Here is an 18,949-nt window from a genome sequence, read left to right as displayed (position 1 = left end):
TGCCTACCTCCCTGCCCACGTATTTCGGAGCCACCGCTCACTCTTCCTCGACGCGATCACGGCAAGTGAGGTTGCGACGATCAGGCTGGAACCCGAGAAGAAGAGCATTTCTTCGATGGGGACGTCGCCCAGTCTGATGTCCGTGATGTGCTCGGGATGAAAGAACCAGATGCCGCTATGGATGGCAATGCCGTCGCAGATGGACAGGTACAACGCCGGTACGACAGTGGAGATGGCGACAGGACCCGCCTGTGCTGCAATTCCGTCGAACCCGTAAGAGGCCTGGACCGCGAGCGGAAGCAAAATCCACGGCACAAGCATCGCCAGATACGTGAGGTGTGTCCACCGATTCATGAGAACGTAAACAGATCCCAGCATGACGAATCCAAGGCCCATCCACAACGCGATGACAGGCAGATGTCTTTTCTGCCTTGTGGGCTGCGTTCTCGCCCATGCGGTGTGGGGGCGGAAGGCCGTCGCCAGGTCAAAGCATTGGGCGACGAGCGCGGATTGCAGAAGGTAGAAGAGAATCTCTTCCCAAGGAACGCCGTCGAGCGTCAGCCCCCACACGCGTTGCCGGGCGTATGCCCAGACCCCGAGGTGGATGAGCGCGCCGTCCCAGGGCGTCGTGTACAGGAGAATCACCGCGGCCAAGACACCGAAGTATCCTGTCATGCGACCTGGGGACTGGTGTACTACGCGAGTGACCCAACCTTCGCGGCCGGCGCGGCGAAGTGCAGCGCGCGCAACCCACAGCGCGGCGTTGGCGGCGACGATGAAGCGAAGGAGAAAGCCGAAATAGGTCATCGGCGCCTCACCGCGATCACGGTCGGACGGTGTTCCAGCGCGGCGCGCATGGCGATGCGCGGCGGGCGTGACATGGGTTGAAGGCTCACGTGTTGCAGGAGTCGGGCCAAAATCCATTTGACCTCCAAGCGCGCAAAGGTCGCTCCAGGACAATATCGCGGACCCGCCCCAAACGGCAGGTAGGTGTAGGCGCCCGGGGCCAAGCCGGTCAGCCAACGCTCGGGGACGAAGCTGTCCGCGTCCGGCCAGATCTCCTGGTGGCGATGAAGGAGAAAATAGCTCACCATGACGCGATCGCCAGATTCCACCTCGGAGCGCAACCCGGAATGGATGGGAGGATACAGGCGCAGCGTCTCCTTCACGACGGCATCCAGAAGGGGCAGCCGGTCGAGCACGCGAATTTCCGGCCGCTCGCGCCCCGTCGCGCCCTGAATCTCTCCCCAGAGCGCATCCTGGAGGCCGGGACGCTGTGCGAGCAGGATGAGGAGCGAGGACAAAAGCGACGTGGCGGTGTCGTGCCCCGCCACTAAAAGCGTCATGAGTTGATCCACGGCGAACGATGTCTCCTCGTCTCCGCATGCCCGTGCGAGGGCATGAATGGGCGCGTTGTCCGGTCGGATCAGCGCTCTTTCGTACATCGCCGAAAGGCGAAGGCGCATCCGGTGATACGCCTTGGGCAACCGGGGCGTTTTGCCGAGCAACAGCCACCATCCGGGGCCGATGTAGTGGACGAGATGGGTGAGATCGGAGAGGTGCGCGCGCTCTTCCTCGGGCGTCAAGCGATGGTGAAAGTACACGGACTCCAGCGCGCGCCACGTCATGCGCCTCGGCATGTCGGGAAGGGATATCGTGCCCTGGCCGAGGGCGCGCTGAAGTGCCTCGTCGAGCGCGGGCAGGGTGTCCCGGAGGCGCGACTCGAGGACGCCGCGCGTGCTGGACCTGACGATCACGTCCTTCACAGCGCCGTGTCTTGGGCCATCGATCACAAGCAGCCCTTGGCCGAAGAGGGCGGTGACGGGATCGCCTTCCAGGCGAGATCGATACCCGTCAGCCTGTTCGTGCAGAACGCGTTTGACCGATGCCGGACCTGCCGCGACGCGCATGCGCAACCGCGGAGCGGAAAGTTCGAACTCATCCGACGCAAAGGTTCGGTGCAGCGAAAGCAAACCCATCAGTGGACTGCCTGGAGGCACGAGCATGTTTCGGAGCGCTCGCCACCCCTCCTCGGGTCTTAGACTGCGCGTCGAGGGTATGCCTCGATGGATGTCTTCACGCATGCCCCTTCACCTCCCTCATATCGCGCACGACGAGTTTCTCCGCGATTTTGGCCGACAGCAGGACCCCTGGGATCCCGGCGCCCGGATGGGTCCCTGCGCCCACGAGATACAGCCCGCGAATGAAGGGGCTTCGGTTGTGAGGGCGAAACCATGCCGACTGGGTCAGGCGCGGTTCGAGCGAGAAGCCCGTGCCGAGATAGGTGTTGAGGTCGTTGGCGAAGTATAGCGGATCAATTCTGTGCCGCACTTCGATGAAGCGCCGAAATCCCGGCCAGAATCGCGCTTCGATGGACGACAGCACGCGCTCTTCCAGTCGCCCCAGCTCCTCGTCCCACGCGATGGTGGAGGCGAGATTGGGCACCGGGACGAGTACGTACATGGCGGTTTTGCCCGGAGGCGCTGCGGACGGATCGGTCCGAGTCGGCACGTGCAGGTATAGGGAAAAGTCGTCCGCGATGATCTTCCGCTCAAAAATGTCGCGGATGAGGTCCTCGTAGCGCGGGCCAAACACGATGTTGTGGTGCGCCAACGTGTCGGGAACATCGTCCGTCGCGAGGCCGTAATACCACACGACAAGCGACATGCTGTACCGCGCTCGCGTCAGTCTGCGCCGCACGGACGAGGGGATTTCGTGAACGAGCTGGAGGTAGGTGGTTGCGGCATCGGCGTTCGACACGACCGCGTCCGCCGCGACGCGCTCTCCCCCTGCGATCACGCCCTCGACTCGCGCATTGGAGACGAGGATGCGATCCACGGATGTGCCCAGGTGAAGTCTGCCGCCGAGATCGCAGAAAAGCGCCACGAGCGCCTCCACGAGGGAGCGCATGCCGCCGCGGGGGTACCAAACGCCCCAACGCTGCTCGATGAGATGGATCATGGCGTAGATGGCAGACGCCTTGAGGGGATTGCCCCCGATAAAGAGCGGGTGAAACGTGAAGCACTGGCGGAGAAAGGGGTGCTCAATGTACCGGCCGACGAAACGGTACACGGACTCGTACGCGCGAAGCCTCGCGAGATCCGGGGCGACGCGAGCCATGTCCGTGGCGCGGAGAAAGGGTTCAGCGCCGAGTTCGACAAAGCCCTTCTGAAGCAAGGGCTCGGCGGCTCGGAGGAATTGCAGGTATCCGGGCGCATCCGGGGCGTGAATGGCCTCCATTTGCGGCATGACGAACGCCGGATCGCCGTTGTAGGTAAGGACGTTCTCGCCCTGGCCAAACAGTTTGTAGAACGGGTCGACGGGGAGAAGCTCGACCGCGCGGTCAAAACGCTGGCCCGCGAGTTCAAACAGCTCTTCAAACAGAAAGGGTGCGGTCACGACGGTGGGCCCGCCGTCAAACTGGTAGCCGCCCATCTGAAACGTGCGCGCTCGGCCGCCGGGTTCGGGGAGCCGTTCGAACAAATCCACCTGAAACCCACGCGCCTGCAGTCGTACGGCAGCCGCCAGGCCGCCGAAACCCGAACCAATGACCGTGATGCGCTTCCCAGTCATGGCGCACCTCCTTGTTGCGAGTGAATGCTGTGGAACGACGTATCCATGGAGCGCGCGCGAGCCCTCATACTCCATCCGAAGGCGGCGGGCAACCCTTGGGAGCACGCGATGCGGAGTTTCCTAAGCAGCGGTACGTGCGCTCGGCGTGTGAACACGTCTCCGCCGTGGCGTTCGATATCGCGCAAGATGGCCCGGTACCACACGGCGGCCAAGGCGACCGGCACGCGCGCGGCAGGCGCAAGATGGCGAATGCCAGGGATGGCGTACTCGTAGAGCTGGCGCGCGAGCGCGATGTAGTGTTGAAGGAGTTGCTGCCAACCCTCGTGAAGGCGGCCGCACGCGAGATGGTCGGCCGTGACGCCAAAACGTTGCAGATCTTCGACGGGGAGATAGATGCGACCCCGCGAGAGATCTTCCGCCACATCCCGCAGGATGTTGGTCAACTGCATCGCAATCCCCAGCGCGATGGCGCGCGCGAAGACGTCCTCGAGAGAACTCGTTCGCCGATAGCCGACGATGACCGTCGTGATGAGGCCGACGGTGGACGCGACACCGTACGCGTACCCAAGCAGGTCCTCCAGCGTGGGGACCACGGAGCGCTGGGTATCTGCCAAAAGCGTCTCGACAAGCGACTCGCTCCACCGGCGCGGAATACGCATGCCATCGCCGATGGCGAGCCAACTGGCCAGGATGGGGTCCGGTGCGGGCGCGCCGCCGCGAATGGCCGCGAGATAGGCTTCCAGGCGTCGCTTGCCCTCTTCACCGAGGTGGTCGGCGAAGTCGTCGGCGGATCGGCAGAAGGCGTAGAAGGCTTCCACCGCCTTGCGCGAGCGCCTGGGAAGACACCGCGCGGCAAGACTGAACGTCTTGCTGTGTTGGCGGATGATATGTCCGACGCGGGGTAGATCCCCTAGGCGCGTCCAGCGTGAAGCGGGGGAAGCGGACAGCTCATGGGCGGCGCGGCGCCCCTCTTCCACCACAAAGCGAAGGACCCGTTCATCCAACTGCGTTCACCTCCGCCGCTGCACGAGGCGATGGATGGTTTCCAGCATCTCCGGCTTCCAAGCGTCCACGAAGGGCGCGCGCTCCATGCGGTGCTGGAGCTCGGCGCGCACCCGTTCCTCGATGGCGATGGCCTCGCGCAGAATCGAATCGGTGACAAGCCGCGCGCGCAGGTGCGGCAACATCTCCTGATTGTCGCGCAGGCACCGCCACATCTCGGCAAATTCGCGATCGCGACTGAGCCCGAGCACGACCGGAAGCGTCTTCTTGCGGCGAAGGGCGTCCTGCGCGGTCGGTTTTCCCAGATCCTCCTCGCGGCCGAACAGGTCATGAAAGTCATCGAGAATCTGAAAGAGCACACCGAGCTTCCTCCCGGCGTTTCGCAGGTCGTCACGCACGGACGGAGGCTGCCCGGCCAAAATCGCGGCGACCTCGAGCGCCGCGCCGAAGAGGGCGCCCGTCTTCAACTCCGCCATGGCCAGATACTGTTCGATGGAGACGTTTTCAACTTGTTCGAAGGCGAGATCGAGCTCCTGTCCCGCGGACAGCGCGATGCACGCGTCCGTCATGGCCTGATAGGTCTCGACGACCCATCGGGCGTCGAAGTGGTCGGCGAGATCGCCCATGACGCGAAACGCAAGGGCGAAGAGCGCGTCGCCCGCGTTCAGGGCGCGGTCCACCCCCCACACGGCCCACAGGCTTGCCCGCCCGCGCCGGAGGGGCGACCGATCTTCGATGTCGTCGTGGATCAGCGAAAATCCGTGCACGTATTCAATCGCGACGGCGGCCGGCAGGGCCGCTCGCCAGTCTCCGCCGAGCGCGGCGTGTGCCGTGAGGAGAAGCAGCGGCCGAACCCGCTTGCTGTGCCCGAGGGGCCGAGCGGGCGGGGCCGCGTGCACCCCCAGGTGATAGCGGATCATGGCTTCAATCTCGCCCTGCGACTCCGAGATGGACGCGGTCGCCCTGGCCAAGTGTTCCTCGATGGACTGAAGCATGTCGCGAGCCGTGGTCGTGATCGGCATGGCGATTCCCCCGTTTCGAACTTGAGCGCGTCAACCCCCGAGACGGATGAGCCGGAGCACTTCCTCGCGCTCGTGAGGATGATGCAGGTAACGGCCGCGGGTCGCCACGGTGGTTGTGCGGCTCCCCGGTTTGCGAATGCCGCGCATGCTCATGCACAGGTGTTCGGCATCCACGACCACCAGAACGCCTTCGGCCTCGAGTGCCTCCACCAGCGCGTCCGCGATCTCGTTCGTCATGCGCTCTTGGACCTGCGGCTTCTTCGCCACGACGTCGACGAGCCGCGCCAGCTTGGACAGGCCCGTCACCACGTGGTTGTGCGGGAGGTAGGCGATGTGCGCGATTCCGAAGAACGGGAGCAGGTGGTGTTCGCACATCGAATGGAAGGGGATGTCCCGCACCAGCACGACCTCGCCGTGTTCAACGTGAAAGCGAGCGGTCAACTCGTCCCGAGGGTCTTGATGCAATCCCGAAAAGATTTCTTGGTACATTCGGGCGACACGCGCGGGCGTGTCGACGAGGCCCTCTCGATCCGGCGCCTCTCCAATCGCTTCGAGAATCATCCGAACCGCCTGTTCAATCCGTGCGGTATCGACGGATTTCGCCTGATGCTGAAGCTGCACCTGCCTTGCATTGACGTGGAACGTCGCCACAGGTCTTCCTCCTCGCTGGGGTATGAAAGGTACGTGTCCCATCTCGCGCGATTGACGATCGCGTCGTCAGCGCCTGACGAGCGAACTGGGTGATTCGTCCATCTTGTACGCCCGTTGACCGATCCGCGGATCAATGGAGCGCGCGGCAAAAAAGCCGCTCAAGGCTGCGGACAGCATACCGGGTCCTGGGAACACCGTGTCTCCCGCCAAGTACCAGCGCGGCCAAGGCGTCTTCGGACCTCTCGGTCGGCTGATGGCGTTGGCAACGGTGAGCGGAACGCCGCCAACCCAGGCCTTGTTCAGATAGCGCGCGTACGTGAGAGGCGTGCCCATCGAGCACGTGACCATGTGCTCCGAAAAGTGGGGCAGACGCCGGTCGATGCGCTCGAACATGTCTTGCAACCACCGCTGCTTGCGCTCGTGATACATCGCCTTCGGGAGGTTCAGCCAGTCATGAGGGCGGGTGTGTGCACTAACCGTGACGCGTATGGCGTGATCGCCAGTAGGCGCGCCATAGCGATCTTCCGCCGGTTCTTCCGGATGAAACGTGATGTAAAGGGGACCGCACGGCCCTTCATGAGGGGCGTCCACACCAGCGTCGTCCGCGATTTGAATGGCGAAAGGTGCACGGGGGTCATCCCGGTGAAACCACGCTTCTTGAACTCCCTGTCCGCTCATCAGCGCGTCGATCCGAACCGCGCCCCACTGGGCTCCGCTCACCTGTGATGCTGAGTTGTCCCCACTCACGGGTTCGTCGGTCTGCGTCGTCACGCGCGTTCCCGTCGCGTTGACGACGGCGTCGACACACAATTCGTGTCCACGATTCGTCCTCAGGCACCATTGTTTTGAGGCCTGGAAATAGGTGGCGTCGGTCACGGTGTTCGAAAACAGCACATGGACACCCAGCGTGCGCGCCCGATCCGCCATGGCCGCCGCCAAGGCCGGCACGCCGCCCTGAGGAAGCCACACGCCGTATCGGTAGATATCCAGCGCGAGACACGACGGAAGCCATGCGGCCCACTCGCTCGTGGTCTGAACCGCGTCGAACAGCTGCGCATCGATGAAGAGGCGAAACGGGCCATAGTCGTCGAGATGGAACTCTCGCAGTGCGTCGGCAACGGTCGCTCGCAGGCGTTGGACACCAAAGCCAAGCATGGATTTGTTCGCGGCCATCGTGGCCAAAATGTGCAGGAAGTCTTCCCGAGTCTGAACGGGAAGTGCCGCTCGCGCTTTCGCAAACAGATAGGCAGCTTGCGCGGTCTTCTCCACGGCGCGCCAGAAGCGGACCACTTGGGAGGCGCGTTCGGGGAAAGACGTCTTCAGCGCTGCCAACCATTCCGCTCTGGACGCGACCACCGGAACGTTCCGATCCGGCAATCGGACGTCCATCACGTGGTTCACGGGGTAGAGCGGAAGGTGCACGCCCACCTCTTGCAGGATGGACGCAAACAGACCTCCGGGTTCAAGCCCGAACGTCAGCGTGGCGCCGGTCGGATACACCATACCGCGCTTTGCGTAGAAGCCGGCCGTCCCGCCCGGGTATTTGGCTCGTTCGAGGAGAAAGACTTCGTGGCCGCGCTGAGCCAGATAAAGGGACGCAGTGAGGCCACCCATGCCTGCGCCTACAACTGCCACGGAGCGAATCGGACGAGAGCGCATCACACACCCTCCCGTCGCGACAAGCGCAGACTGGCACGCGAGGTTGTCCTATGGAGGATTCGATGCCGGTTTTGCATGCGCGTTCCACCTTCACGTGAGCACCGTGCCGATGCTCGGGGAACGGAGCATGGGGCTCCGGCCAGTGGGAGATGAACATTTTACCTGCCGCCTGTAGATTCGCACAGTTGTATGGGAAAGTCAAGTACAATTTGATGGGGGACAATGGGCCAACGAGTGCGTGATAAAGCCTGTTCGATCCCGTGGGGCCGGGCTGACTGGGAAGGAGAAGTGCAAGGATTCGCGTTGACGCGTCATCCTGCCGAATCGAGGAGTGGAACATGGCGAAATGGACGAACAAACCCAGGCGCTAGAACAACAGAGTCGCCAGAAGGTAACCAACGATCACGTTGGCAAGCACAGTGCAGGTGAATACCGCAACGGCCTTCCCGGTTACGTCACGCATGTCGCGGAAGCGCGTGTTCAGCCCGATGCTGAGAAACGTGAGCGTGAAAAGCCACGTGCGAAGTGCGTTTAAGTTGTTCGTGAAGTCCGTGCCAAACGATTTCCCCGACGTTGCTTGCCACCACGTGGACAATAGCGATGCAGCGAGGAAGGCCAGAACGAATTTGGGAAAACGGGCCCAAACGACTTTTCCCAGCGAGGTTTGACCGTTTGGTTGCAGACCTTCACGCCGATCCCAGACCGCGGATGCGATGGCTCCGAACACGAGGCAGACGAGGGAAATCAAAACGTCGCGACTTAGCTTGACCAGAGAAAAGCTCTTAACAGCCTCATCTCCGACCAACTGTGCGGCTGCCGCACCGGAAGCATCTGCGAGTTCGGAACCGCCAATCCACGCTCCACCAACCGTCGGGTTAAGATGCAACCCTCGGACAAGAGCGGGTAGAACGAAGATGAGGATCAAACCGTAGACAACGACGAGTGACACCACATACCCAATTTGACGCGGCTTCGCTCGTACACTGTTGCCCACGGCAATCGCTGCGGAAACGCCGCACACGGAGGCGCCCGCGCCGATCACGGCCAGGTAGCGGTCTTCCACCCTCATCCAACGACCAAGAACTTGGGAAACGGCGAACCCAACGGCGACGATGATGGCTGCCTCCAGGAACCCCTTCAGCCCCGACTTGGCGATGATTGTAAACGGCAAGTTCGCTCCCAGCAGCACAATGGACGTTTTGATGAAAAGCTCCGACAAAGCGGTGACGGACGTCACAAAACTTGGGAGACGGGTTAAGTTGCCAATCACCACTCCGATGACGAGCGCCCAGAAAGGGTACTCCAAGCCATCGGTCTTCAAGGTCTGCTGACTGCCAAGGATCAGAATGAACGTGGCGGCGGCGAAGAGCACGGTGAAGCCGGCTGCGTATTGACCCATCGATATCCCCATTTGAACAGCCGGGATCGACGTAAGAATGAGCAGGATCAACCAGGTGACAACATAGGACGGCCAATGTTCATGAAACTGAGATCCCAAATCCACCTTGGGCCAGGGCTTGGGGACCGAAGTCTGAAGTACATCAAACGGTGTGCCAATCCAATACGCGAGCGCCACAATCATCACAAGGAATAGTCCGAGGGCGACGGACCACCAATCCTCGTGGGTGGCTCGCAATAGCGTTCTTTGTTCGGTGTCCAGTGAAACTGACACGTTGACCCCTCCTTCTCAAATGGAATGAAGAGGACACGAACACATCTGCATCACCCCCTAAAACAAAGTTTGCTGATTTGATTACTTCGTTTTAATTGTATGACTAGGCTGACTGCATGTCAATTCATTGTTGATTTCGATGACTCTCTGTTGCGGCTTTGACAGTAGTTGAGGCAAGCTCTCAGATTTCAATGATCTTCTGCAAGATCGCCCAAACGAATGTTTGGTGATAACGCGACAAGGCCCTGCCATCGACTGCAGGGCCTTTCACCTCGGACTTAAGCTTGGCTGCGGCGCAGCGCGTGATCCAGATCCTCCAGAATGTCGTCGATATGCTCGGTACCGACCGATAGCCGGATCATGCCAGGCGTCACACCGGCTGCGCGCTGCTCTTCCTCCGTCAATTGCTGGTGGGTCGTGCTTGCGGGATGGATGATGAGAGACTTGGAATCCCCGACATTGGCGAGGTGAGAGAACAGGCGCACCGATTGAATGACCTTTCGCCCAGCCTCCACGCCGCCCCGAACTTCAAACGTTAGGATGGCGCCCTGCCCTTTGGGCAAGAACCGCAGGGCACGCGAATGATGAGGATGGCTCGCAAGTCCTGGGTAGCTCACCGATTCGACGACTGGATGTTGCTCCAAAAACTGAGCCACCGCCAACGCGTTCTCACTGTGTCGAGCCATGCGGAGGTGCAGGGTCTCCAATCCTTGCAAAAAGAGCCATGCGTTAAACGGAGACAGTGAGGCCCCGATGTCGCGCAGGAGTTGAACACGAGCCTTCAGGATGTAGGCCAATTCACCGAATGCCTCCGTGTAGACCACGCCGTGGTAGCTCGGATCAGGCTCCGTGAGCCCCCGAAATCTTCCGCTTTCTCTCCAGTTGAATTTGCCGCTGTCAACCATCACGCCCCCAATCGAGGTCCCGTGACCGCCAATGAACTTTGTGGCAGAATGAATGACAATGTCCGCGCCGTGCTCGATGGGCCGGCAGAGGTACGGCGTTGCAAAGGTGTTGTCGACAATCAATGGAAGGCCGTGTTCATGGGCAAGGTCTGCGATGGCCTCGAGGTCGGGGATGTCGCCCTTTGGGTTGCCAATCGTCTCCACGTAGATCGCCTTGGTTCGCTGTGTCATCGCCCGTCGAAAGCCCTCGAGGTCGTCCGGGGCCACAAACCGCACGTGGATACCCATTTTTGGCAAAGTGTGCGCGAAGAGATTGTACGTTCCGCCATATAGGCTCGTTGACGAAACGATCTCGTCTCCCGCCTCGGCGATGTTCAGGATGCTGTACGTGATGGCCGCTTGCCCCGAAGAGACGGCCAGCGCGCCCACACCTCCCTCCAGTTGCGCGACGCGCTGCTCAAAGACGTCCGTCGTGGGGTTCATGATACGCGTATAGATGTTCCCGAATTCCTGCAGAGCAAAAAGGCGAGCGGCGTGATCTGGGTCCTGGAAGACGTAAGATGTGGTTTGGTACAGCGGCACTGCGCGGGCCAGCGTGGCAGGGTCAACCTGCTGTCCTCCGTGAACCGCAATGGTTTCGATCGACCAGTTGTTCTCCTGTTCCACGGACGTGATCCCTCCCGGTGGTCAATGGCGCCAATCCGTCGTGCAAAAACAAACTATGAAGATTTGTTTTATAAGATTTATTCCATCATAACAGGGGTGCGTTGCATGCGTCAAACAGTTATGATGATTCAAGCGAAGGGTTGGCGATGTCCAACGGAGGGCTGAACGCGTGAGAGCGCGGAATTGTTCCGCCCCGGAATGGGGGGTTTTTCATGCCCGCTCGAGTCGCGGCTTTGTATGACATCCACGGGAACTTGGCTGCCTTGGACGCGGTGCTCCAAGAGGTCGAGCGCGCCGGCGCGGACGCGTTGGTGTTTGGGGGCGATCTCGCCTTCGGACCGCAGCCCCGGCAGGTGCTGGAACGGGTGATGTCGCTCGGCGGCCCTGTTTCTTTCGTCCGCGGCAACACCGACCGGGAGGTCGCCGAGCGCCACGGCGTGGAGCAAGGCGTGCGGGGCTGGATTGCGGAAGTGAACGCGTGGTGTCATGACCAGCTCACGCCGGATCAACGCGAGTTCTTGCTCAGTCAGAAGGCTCACGTGACGCTTCATGTGGAGGGGCTCGGCGACGTACTCTTCGTCCATGGATCGCCGAGAAGTGACGAGGAGGCCATTCGGCGGGACACGCCAGAAGCGGAGATCTTGCCGATGGTGGCGCATGTGGGCGAGTCCATCATCGTCTGTGGGCACACGCACATCCAGTTTGACCGGATGGTGGCGGGCAAGCGCGTCGTGAACGCGGGCAGCGTCGGCCTTCCGAGCGCAGCGCGGGGCGCGTGCTGGGCGCTCATCGGCCCCGAGATCGAATTGCGGGAGACGCTGTACGACTTCGAGCGTGCCGCAGCGGAAATCCGGAAGTCGGGCGCTCCCAAGGCGGGAGAGTTTGCGGATGACATTTTGAATCCGCCCGTCGCGGGGCCTTAGGCTTTGTGCCTGCCGGCGGAGAGACTGAGGCTTTGCAGGGACTTGGGCTCGTGGCGTCAGGTGCCATGTGTCACTCTTCCGCTTGGATCGCTCGGATCATCCTTTGCGGTCACGCGCGAAGCTTCTCGACGAGCTCTCGCCATGCGGCATAACGCCTCTCCAGCTCTGCGCGCTTAGCGGCCTGCGCCTGCGGCCCCGGCATCACAGCGAGCGGTGGCAGGTCCACGCCTGCGCGCCTCCCTGCTATCATCGCCGCGCCGTAGGCGGCGCCGTCCGCGTCCGCCTGCATCCAAACGGGCACGGGCAAAAGCGCTGCGGCTGTCTCGGCAATCCAGGGCTGTTCAAACAGCCTGCCCGCGAGCATCACGCCGCGCGCCCCCTCGGTGAGGCCGAGCATCTCCTCGACGAGCCAGCGCGTGTGAAAGAGGACCCCTTCCACCGCCGCGCGCACCATGTGGGCTGGGCCGTGGTGCAGGCGCAGGCCCACCCATGCGGCGGATATGCGCTCGTCCCAAAATGGCGCGCGCTCGCCCGCCACATACGGCAGCGCGAGGAGATGGTCCACCTGAACGTCGCCTGCCGCCGCGAGCAACTGCTCAATCTCCCCCGGGCGGCCCAACAGCGTCTGAACGAGCCAGTCGATGACAATCCCGCCCGCATTGCTCGGCGCGCCGAGCACGTATTCGCCCTCGCCGAGGGCATAGCAGAACGTGCGCAGGCTGGAATTCGTCACAGCCTTGCGGCTCGCGGCGCGCACGGCGAGGCTCGTGCCAATGGTCACAATCAGCATTTCGCGCTCCTTGGCGCCCGCTGCCACGGTGGCCAACACGCCGTCCGATCCGCCGATGACCGCTTGTGCGCCTTCCGCGAGCGGCAGGCGTGGGGCAAGGCGGCACGACGCAAGCGGCTGGCTCCAGTCGGCGGGCGCCACGCGGCTCAGTTGATCCGCGCGGACGCCTGCGAACTCGAGTGCAGCCTGGTCCCAGTGCAACCTCTGCACGTCGAACAGGCCCGTGGCCGAGGCGATGGCCGGATCGCACACCCACTCGCCAAACAGGTGGTGCCACACGTACTCCTTGAGGGAGACGAAGCGGCGCGACTTCGCAAACACGTCCGGCATGTCCCGGCGAAGCCAGGCCAGTTTGCAAACCGGCGCCATGGCGTGAATTGGCGTGCCCGTCCGCGCATAGAGCCGCGGGCCGTCCGGCGAAGCCCAAAGCGCTTGCGCCACCTCGGCGGGCCGCGCGTCCATCCACGTCATGGCCGGCATGAGCGGCTCGTCGCGATGGTCCAGCGCCACGAGGCTGTGCATGGCGGCCGACATGCCGAGTGCCGCGATGCGATAACCTTTCTGCGCGATCTCGTCCGCCAGACCGCTCAGCACCGCCGCTGCCACCTCCTTGACGTCGACCGGGTTCTGCACCGCGCGCCCGTCCGGGCCGGTCTCCGTCTTCACCACAGCCGAACGGCTGGCGAGAAGCTCGCCAGCCGGCGTATACGCGACCGCTTTGATGGACGTGGTGCCCAAATCCAGGCCCACGATACAGCTATCTCGGTTCATCGCAGTCACACCTTCGGATCCGGAATCGGCTCGATCTTACCGAGCATCAACACGTAGAACAAGATGCCAAGCAACAGCACCACGCCCGCGATGACAAACGCGGATTCGAACGATCCCGTCCTCTGCACCACAAATCCCGTGACGATGGGCGCGACGATGCTCATCAGGTTGTTGACGAAGTTCATGATGCTGCCCACGAGCCCCACGGTGCCCTTCGGCGCGATGAGCGACGGGATGCTCCAGCCGACCGGCGCCGAAAACGCCAGGCCTCCAAGCGCGATGGCGATAAAGATGACCGCCGTGTTCGCGTTGTGCGTGAACGCGGCCGGAATGACGGCAAGGCCGAAGATCATGCCGACGACGAGCACGGTCTTGCGGACGCGCGTCACGTCGTGCCCGCGTTGAATGAGGCGATCGACCAGCCAGCCTCCGATGACGAGATCGGTGATGGTGGCGACCAGCCAAGGCCCGGCGGTGTACCAACCCGATTTGAGCACGGTCATGTGCATCTCTTTGACGAGGTAACTCGGCAACCACGTCAGGAACAGGTAGAACGAGTAGCCATAGGCCGCAAACCCGAGTGTGAGCCCCCAGACCTTGCGCTGGCGAAGCAGGTACGTGAGGCTCTTGCCGATCCCGGCCTCCGCCTCGCCCGCCTGCTGAGCGCCGCCCTCCCGCAAAAGTTCCGCTTCTTCCGGGGAAAGTCGGGTTTCGTGCGGATCGCGATAAAACGCCCAGTACAAGGCAGCGTACGCGAGGCTGAGCGCGCCGGTCAGCCAGAAGCCGCCTTTCCAGCCCCACGTGGTCACCGCCCACGCGACGAGCGGCGTGCCGATGACGTTCGAGAACTTCGCTGCAGCGTCAAATAGGGAGGTCGCCACACCGCGTTCGCGCACGGGGAACCAGTAACCCGTCGCTTTGGATGCTGCAGGGAAGGCGGGAGCTTCGGCGAGGCCGAGCAGCACGCGCGAAAGGATGATGAGGCCCATGCCGCTGACGATGGCCGTCATGAACGTGGCGATGGACCAGAGGACGGTCGCGATGCGATTCAGCCATTTCACGCCGATCTTGTCGAGCAAGGCGCCGACCGGGATCTGGAAGGCCGCGTACGACCATCCGAAGGCCGACAGGATGATGCCCATCTGGGCGTCGGAGAGATGGTATGAGTTCGAGATGGGCGTTGCTGCGACCGACAGATTGGTTCGGTCGAAGTAGTTGATGAGCACGCCGAGGCGAATGAGCAGGCCAATCCACCAGCGCTTCACGAGCAATCCCCCTTGCAGGTCAGGATAGCCGACTCCAGCGCGCGGCATGCCCGACGCCAACAAGGGAGCGCAGGCGCTGGAGCGACAAAGGGAAGTAAACGATTTACGAAATCGATATACCCAACATACACGAAAGCGCTTCACGGAGCAAGGGGGATTTGCGTCCGGGTTTCGTGATTCCATCAACCATCGGCACCTGCGCGCAACTCACTCGTTTCCGACAAGGGCTGGTGGGGAAGTCAGGGCGCAGACCACACGGATACTGAAAATACAAAAAAGGCTCTGGTTCTTGCCTTGACGCGGAAGTGACCGCCCCCCAGCCTCGGGGCGGTCACTGCTTACAGCTATCACGCCAGATAGCGACGGGCAGGGACACTGCCCGGGCGTCGGTGCCTGAGCGCCGGAGTCGCGACCCCCGGCGCTCTTTTCAGTTTAAGTGTATAATATTGCGAATATTCGTCAATGTGCAGTCAGCCTTCACCATTTGACCCGCAGATTTAATAATGTGGAAAAATGAACGAGCGTGTCACTCGAACGGAGCGTGTGCGGGGGATAGGATGTTGGGCCGGGAACGTTCCATGAGGAGACCTCCGATCGCGCGACGATTCTGATATCATCAGTTTAGCCTTGGTGTTTGGGGATTGCCATGTTTTGCATGGGAGGGACTGTGCATGGCCATGGTCGCCGTCAGCATTTCGCCCATCGGCACGGGCGAGACGGGTGTAAGCCATTTTGTCGCGGAAGCTGAGCGCGTGCTCGCGCGCTATCCTGACCTCCAATATCGGCTGGATCCGATGTTCACGACCATCGAGGGCGATTTGAGCACCATCTTTGCGGCGATTCAGGAGATGCACGAGGCGCTGGTGGCCATGGGCGCCAAGCGGCTGTCGACCGTGATCAAAATCGACGATCGCCGCGACGTCCATCATTCGATGGACGAAAAGGTCGCGGCTGTGATGGCGAAATTGAACGGCGAAGGAGCGAGAGAACGCGGATGATGATATACGACGTTTGGGCGGAGCGCGATGGGGGCGTGGAGATTTCCGCGGATGGTTTCCGCCCCATTCAGGACCCAGGCAAGTACATGGAGATGGTCACACCCGTCGCCCGCCTCTACGGGATCGATTGACGCACGCGCGACAACCGTATGCCATGACAGGTTCGAGGCGCTTGCAGAGCTTGCTGTCCGCGAAAGGAGCCATTTTATGAAGATTGAATACTCCAGCACGCGTCCCGTCTCCGGCCCCCAATTGGCCGACGTGTTTCGCCGCTCAGGCATCCGCCGCCCCGTTGACGATCTCGCTCGCATGGAGCGCATGGCCCACGCGGCGGATCTGATGGTCACCGCGTGGGACGGCGAACGGCTGGTGGGTGTGGCGAGATCGCTCACAGATTTTTGCTTCTGCTGCTACTTGTCCGATCTCGCCGTGGATCGCGCGTACCAGCGGCAGGGCATTGGCAAGCGGCTGGTGGAGATGACGCGCGAAGTGCTGTCGGATGAAGTCATGTTGCTTCTGTTGGCGGCTCCGACGGCGATGTCGTATTACCCGCATATCGGTTTTGACAAGGCCGACAACGCGTGGCTGATTCCGAGAAAGCGCTGAAAATACCGCTTATGCAGACTGCCGCTTCACGACGACGTGACCTTCACCGGCATGTACGCTTCGAAGAAGTCGACGACACGCTCCAGATACGCCTTTGGCTCCACATCGTACGCGCCCACGTGTTTCGCTCCCGGAACCAGCCACAGCGTGTCCTCCGGATCGCGCCGATGCAACTCGTCGTACAGCGCTTCGCTGTTCGACGGCGGAATGGTGGTGTCGGCGGTCCCCGCGATGAGGAGAATCGGGCGAGGCTTGGCCGACGCGAGCTGCTTCAGCGGGTCGACCGCGTTCGGGTCCAGGCCGAACAGGTGCTTGACCTCCCACAGAATCTCTCCGTTGAACGGGAACGAGGGCAGGTTGGTCCACACGCTGAGATTCTGTTCAAGGTAGGTCTCGAGATCGTCAAACGGGCTGTCGGCGATGGTCGCGTCCACAGACGGATCGGCCGCGGTGGCTTCGAGCGCGGTCGACGCGCCCATCGAGTAGCCGATGAGACCGACCTCGTCGTAGCCGAGCTTGTGCGCGTAATCGATGGCGCCGAGAAGATCCCGCAGCTCGTAGTCGCCGACGGTCACCTCGCTGCCGGGCGATTCGCCTTCGTCGCGGAAATCGAACATGAGCACGGCAAAACCGGCGTCGTGCAGCGCCTTGGCCACCGGCAGCGCCGGGTGATCCAGGACGCGGTTCTGCCGATACCCGTGCGCTTCAATCACGATGCGATCCGTCGGTCTCGCGGCGGGAATCAGCCAGCCGGCGAGCATCAGGTGATCCACGCGGGACGGGAAGCGGATGCTTTCGTATTTCAGGCCATACGCGGCGGGCGACGTGGAGATGGGTTTGCGCGCGGGATGCGTCAACTTTTCCGCCACCACGTACCCAATGGCCATCGTGGCGAGCCAGGCCAGGATTGCAAGGACCATCACGCCCACCGCAATTCGCAACACCCAGCGACCTGCGTTCGTCAAGGTGCCTCATCCTTTCCGTACGGCCGCGCCCATCCACGGCCCGGCCATTCCTGCGGGCAGCGCTGCGCTTCTATTGAATTCGCTTTCAGTGACACGCCATCCTCCACAGACGTGCGAGTCGTCAGGCGCCGCCCGGTGACCGGCCGAGGGGCCCACACCAAGACCTCCTCGGCCTCGCCGGCGGGCAGCGGTCGTTCTCTCAACCGCGCATGATGCGCTCGATCTCGTCCGGGTCCTTCGGGATGCTCAACGAGAGGTTGACCGCTCCGTCCTCCGTCACCAACACGTCGTCTTCGATGCGGATGCCAATGCCCTCCTCCGCGATGTATAGCCCCGGCTCGACGGTGATCACGTCGCCCGCCTCGAGCGGCCACTTGGGCGATCCGACGTCGTGCGTGTCGAGCCCCAGCCGATGGCTGACGCCGTGGTAATAGTAGCGCGCGACTTCACTGTCGTCCTGAATCAGGCCGATGCGCTTCAACTCCTGCGCCAAAACGGATCTCGTGACGTCGTTCAATTCGCCCGTCGTCACGCCCGGGCGAATGGCTTCGATGGTCGCCTCCATCGCTGCCAGCACGATGTTGTAGATCTCCCGCTGGCGCGCCGTGAATCGACCCGAGATGGGGAACGTGCGCGTGATGTCCGCCGAATAGCAGCCGTACTGCGCGCCGAGATCGCAGAGCACGAGCTGGCCGTCTTCGATCACTTGATCGTTGTCGACGTAGTGGAGCACGCACGCGCGCTCGCCGCCCGCCACAATGGGTGGAAACGCGTGCTCCCGCACGCCCCGCGACCGGAGCGCGAAGTCGAAGTGCGCCTCGAGTTCGTATTCCCGCATGCCCGGCCGCGCGTGTTGCATCATGGCGATCACGCCTTCGCGCGTGATGTCAATCGCCCGCCTGATGCATTCGATCTCGGCCTCGTCCTTCACGGTGCGCATCCGGCACACCTCGGCGTACGGATTGCGGATGCCGATGCCCGGGTATTTGTCGCGGAAGGCGCGCGCAAAGCGGTGAGCCTCGGTTTCCGTCTGGTGATACCGGTCCTGTTCGAGATCAAGGTACAGCCACTCGTATTCGCCGGTGCGAAGCATGCGCCCGAGCGTCGTTTCGAACTGGGCGAGATCCTGCACCTCCGCGATGCCAGAGATCTCTCGCGCGAGATGGTCTGGGAGTCGTTTGCCGGTCCACTTTTCCTCCACTTCGGAGACGTGCTCCGTGAAGAGGATGGCCTGCTCGCTGCCGCCGAGCTTCGCGAGCAGGAGGCGCGAGTGTTCCTGTGTGATGCCGGTCAGATAGAAGAAGTTGCGATTGACGTGGAAGGGGCTGTATGCGTGATCGCCGGACATGTGGGGAGCCTGGCCGGCGAAGAAGAGCGCGATGGCGCCGTCGGGGATGCGGCGAAGCAGCGCCTCCCGGCGCTTGGCGTACGGATTCATGGTTTCCGTCATGAGGGAGACCTCCTCGAGTTGGGGCTAACAG

18 protein-coding genes are annotated in these 18,949 nt (G+C 62.4%); 4 read left to right on the top strand and 14 right to left on the bottom strand.

Going from position 1 to position 18,949, the window contains the following annotated elements:
- Positions 1-3: 3 nt before the first annotated feature.
- The 9 genes from AACI_RS13995 to AACI_RS13955 form a co-directional block, all read right to left on the bottom strand.
- Positions 4-807 (bottom strand): lycopene cyclase domain-containing protein, encoded by an 804-nt coding sequence (locus tag AACI_RS13995; RefSeq protein WP_012812029.1) that lies wholly within the window; start codon positions 805-807, stop codon positions 4-6.
- Positions 804-1,979 (bottom strand): cytochrome P450, encoded by a 1,176-nt coding sequence (locus AACI_RS13990; RefSeq protein ID WP_245530633.1) that lies wholly within the window; start codon positions 1,977-1,979, stop codon positions 804-806. Before AACI_RS13990 ends, AACI_RS13995 begins: the two co-directional genes overlap by 4 nt.
- A 97-nt stretch (positions 1,980-2,076) precedes the next feature.
- Positions 2,077-3,573, bottom strand: a complete 1,497-nt coding sequence (gene crtI, locus AACI_RS13985; RefSeq protein ID WP_012812027.1) for a phytoene desaturase family protein — start codon at positions 3,571-3,573, stop codon at positions 2,077-2,079.
- The gene (locus tag AACI_RS13980; protein WP_012812026.1) at positions 3,570-4,577 is read right to left on the bottom strand and encodes a phytoene/squalene synthase family protein; all 1,008 of its coding nucleotides are present in this window, start codon (positions 4,575-4,577) and stop codon (positions 3,570-3,572) included. Before AACI_RS13980 ends, crtI begins: the two co-directional genes overlap by 4 nt.
- A 6-nt stretch (positions 4,578-4,583) precedes the next feature.
- Positions 4,584-5,597 carry a polyprenyl synthetase family protein gene (locus AACI_RS13975; protein ID WP_012812025.1) on the bottom strand — a complete coding sequence of 338 codons (1,014 nt, stop codon included), beginning with the start codon at positions 5,595-5,597 and terminating at the stop codon, positions 4,584-4,586.
- A 30-nt stretch (positions 5,598-5,627) separates the two neighbouring features.
- Complete coding sequence (gene folE / locus AACI_RS13970) at positions 5,628-6,248, bottom strand: GTP cyclohydrolase I FolE (protein WP_012812024.1); 621 nt, start codon at positions 6,246-6,248, stop codon at positions 5,628-5,630.
- Positions 6,249-6,314: 66 nt separating this feature from the next.
- Positions 6,315-7,907: a phytoene desaturase family protein gene (locus AACI_RS13965; RefSeq protein WP_012812023.1), complete on the bottom strand. Its 1,593-nt coding sequence runs from the start codon at positions 7,905-7,907 to the stop codon at positions 6,315-6,317.
- A gap of 367 nt (positions 7,908-8,274) precedes the next feature.
- Entirely contained in the window at positions 8,275-9,579 is a 1,305-nt protein-coding gene (locus AACI_RS13960) for a YeiH family protein (protein WP_012812022.1), read from the bottom strand.
- Positions 9,580-9,857: 278 nt separating this feature from the next.
- Complete coding sequence (locus AACI_RS13955) at positions 9,858-11,150, bottom strand: homocysteine synthase (protein ID WP_012812021.1); 1,293 nt, start codon at positions 11,148-11,150, stop codon at positions 9,858-9,860.
- A 212-nt stretch (positions 11,151-11,362) separates the two neighbouring features.
- Here AACI_RS13955 and AACI_RS13950 point away from each other — a divergent pair, with 212 nt between their 5' ends.
- Positions 11,363-12,073 carry a metallophosphoesterase family protein gene (locus AACI_RS13950; RefSeq protein ID WP_012812020.1) on the top strand — a complete coding sequence of 237 codons (711 nt, stop codon included), beginning with the start codon at positions 11,363-11,365 and terminating at the stop codon, positions 12,071-12,073.
- 109 nt (positions 12,074-12,182) lie between these two features.
- Here the strand turns inward: AACI_RS13950 and AACI_RS13945 are convergent, their stop codons facing one another.
- Both AACI_RS13945 and AACI_RS13940 read right to left on the bottom strand, forming a co-directional pair.
- Positions 12,183-13,613, bottom strand: coding sequence for a gluconokinase (locus AACI_RS13945; protein ID WP_245530632.1), 1,431 nt, complete (start codon positions 13,611-13,613; stop codon positions 12,183-12,185).
- Positions 13,614-13,639: 26 nt separating this feature from the next.
- Complete coding sequence (locus AACI_RS13940; RefSeq protein WP_012812018.1) at positions 13,640-14,899, bottom strand: MFS transporter; 1,260 nt, start codon at positions 14,897-14,899, stop codon at positions 13,640-13,642.
- A gap of 671 nt (positions 14,900-15,570) precedes the next feature.
- Here AACI_RS13940 and AACI_RS13935 point away from each other — a divergent pair.
- From AACI_RS13935 to AACI_RS13930, 3 genes are all read left to right on the top strand, one after another.
- A complete protein-coding gene (locus AACI_RS13935; RefSeq protein ID WP_012812017.1) occupies positions 15,571-15,897 on the top strand; it encodes an MTH1187 family thiamine-binding protein in 327 nt (108 codons plus the stop codon).
- Positions 15,894-16,028 carry a hypothetical protein gene (locus AACI_RS17140; RefSeq protein WP_012812016.1) on the top strand — a complete coding sequence of 45 codons (135 nt, stop codon included), beginning with the start codon at positions 15,894-15,896 and terminating at the stop codon, positions 16,026-16,028. Before AACI_RS13935 ends, AACI_RS17140 begins: the two co-directional genes overlap by 4 nt.
- 76 nt (positions 16,029-16,104) lie before the next feature.
- Positions 16,105-16,503, top strand: coding sequence for a GNAT family N-acetyltransferase (locus tag AACI_RS13930; RefSeq protein WP_012812015.1), 399 nt, complete (start codon positions 16,105-16,107; stop codon positions 16,501-16,503).
- Positions 16,504-16,529: 26 nt separating this feature from the next.
- Here the strand turns inward: AACI_RS13930 and AACI_RS13925 are convergent, their stop codons facing one another.
- Genes AACI_RS13925 through AACI_RS13920 form a run of 3 tightly spaced genes read right to left on the bottom strand, consistent with a single transcriptional unit; the run spans position 16,530 to position 18,918 of the window.
- The gene (locus AACI_RS13925; RefSeq protein ID WP_012812014.1) at positions 16,530-17,468 is read right to left on the bottom strand and encodes an alpha/beta hydrolase; all 939 of its coding nucleotides are present in this window, start codon (positions 17,466-17,468) and stop codon (positions 16,530-16,532) included.
- Positions 17,465-17,671, bottom strand: a complete 207-nt coding sequence (locus tag AACI_RS16795; RefSeq protein WP_218917090.1) for a hypothetical protein — start codon at positions 17,669-17,671, stop codon at positions 17,465-17,467. The genes AACI_RS13925 and AACI_RS16795 overlap by 4 nt, the downstream gene beginning before the upstream one ends.
- Positions 17,668-18,918 carry an aminopeptidase P family protein gene (locus tag AACI_RS13920; RefSeq protein WP_012812013.1) on the bottom strand — a complete coding sequence of 417 codons (1,251 nt, stop codon included), beginning with the start codon at positions 18,916-18,918 and terminating at the stop codon, positions 17,668-17,670. Before AACI_RS13920 ends, AACI_RS16795 begins: the two co-directional genes overlap by 4 nt.
- Positions 18,919-18,949: the final 31 nt, after the last annotated feature.

The organism is Alicyclobacillus acidocaldarius subsp. acidocaldarius DSM 446 (assembly GCF_000024285.1).
Taxonomy (GTDB): Bacteria; Bacillota; Bacilli; order Alicyclobacillales; family Alicyclobacillaceae; genus Alicyclobacillus; species Alicyclobacillus acidocaldarius.
Note: the sequence above shows the minus strand (reverse complement) of the source record. Positions and strands in the feature narration are given on the sequence as shown.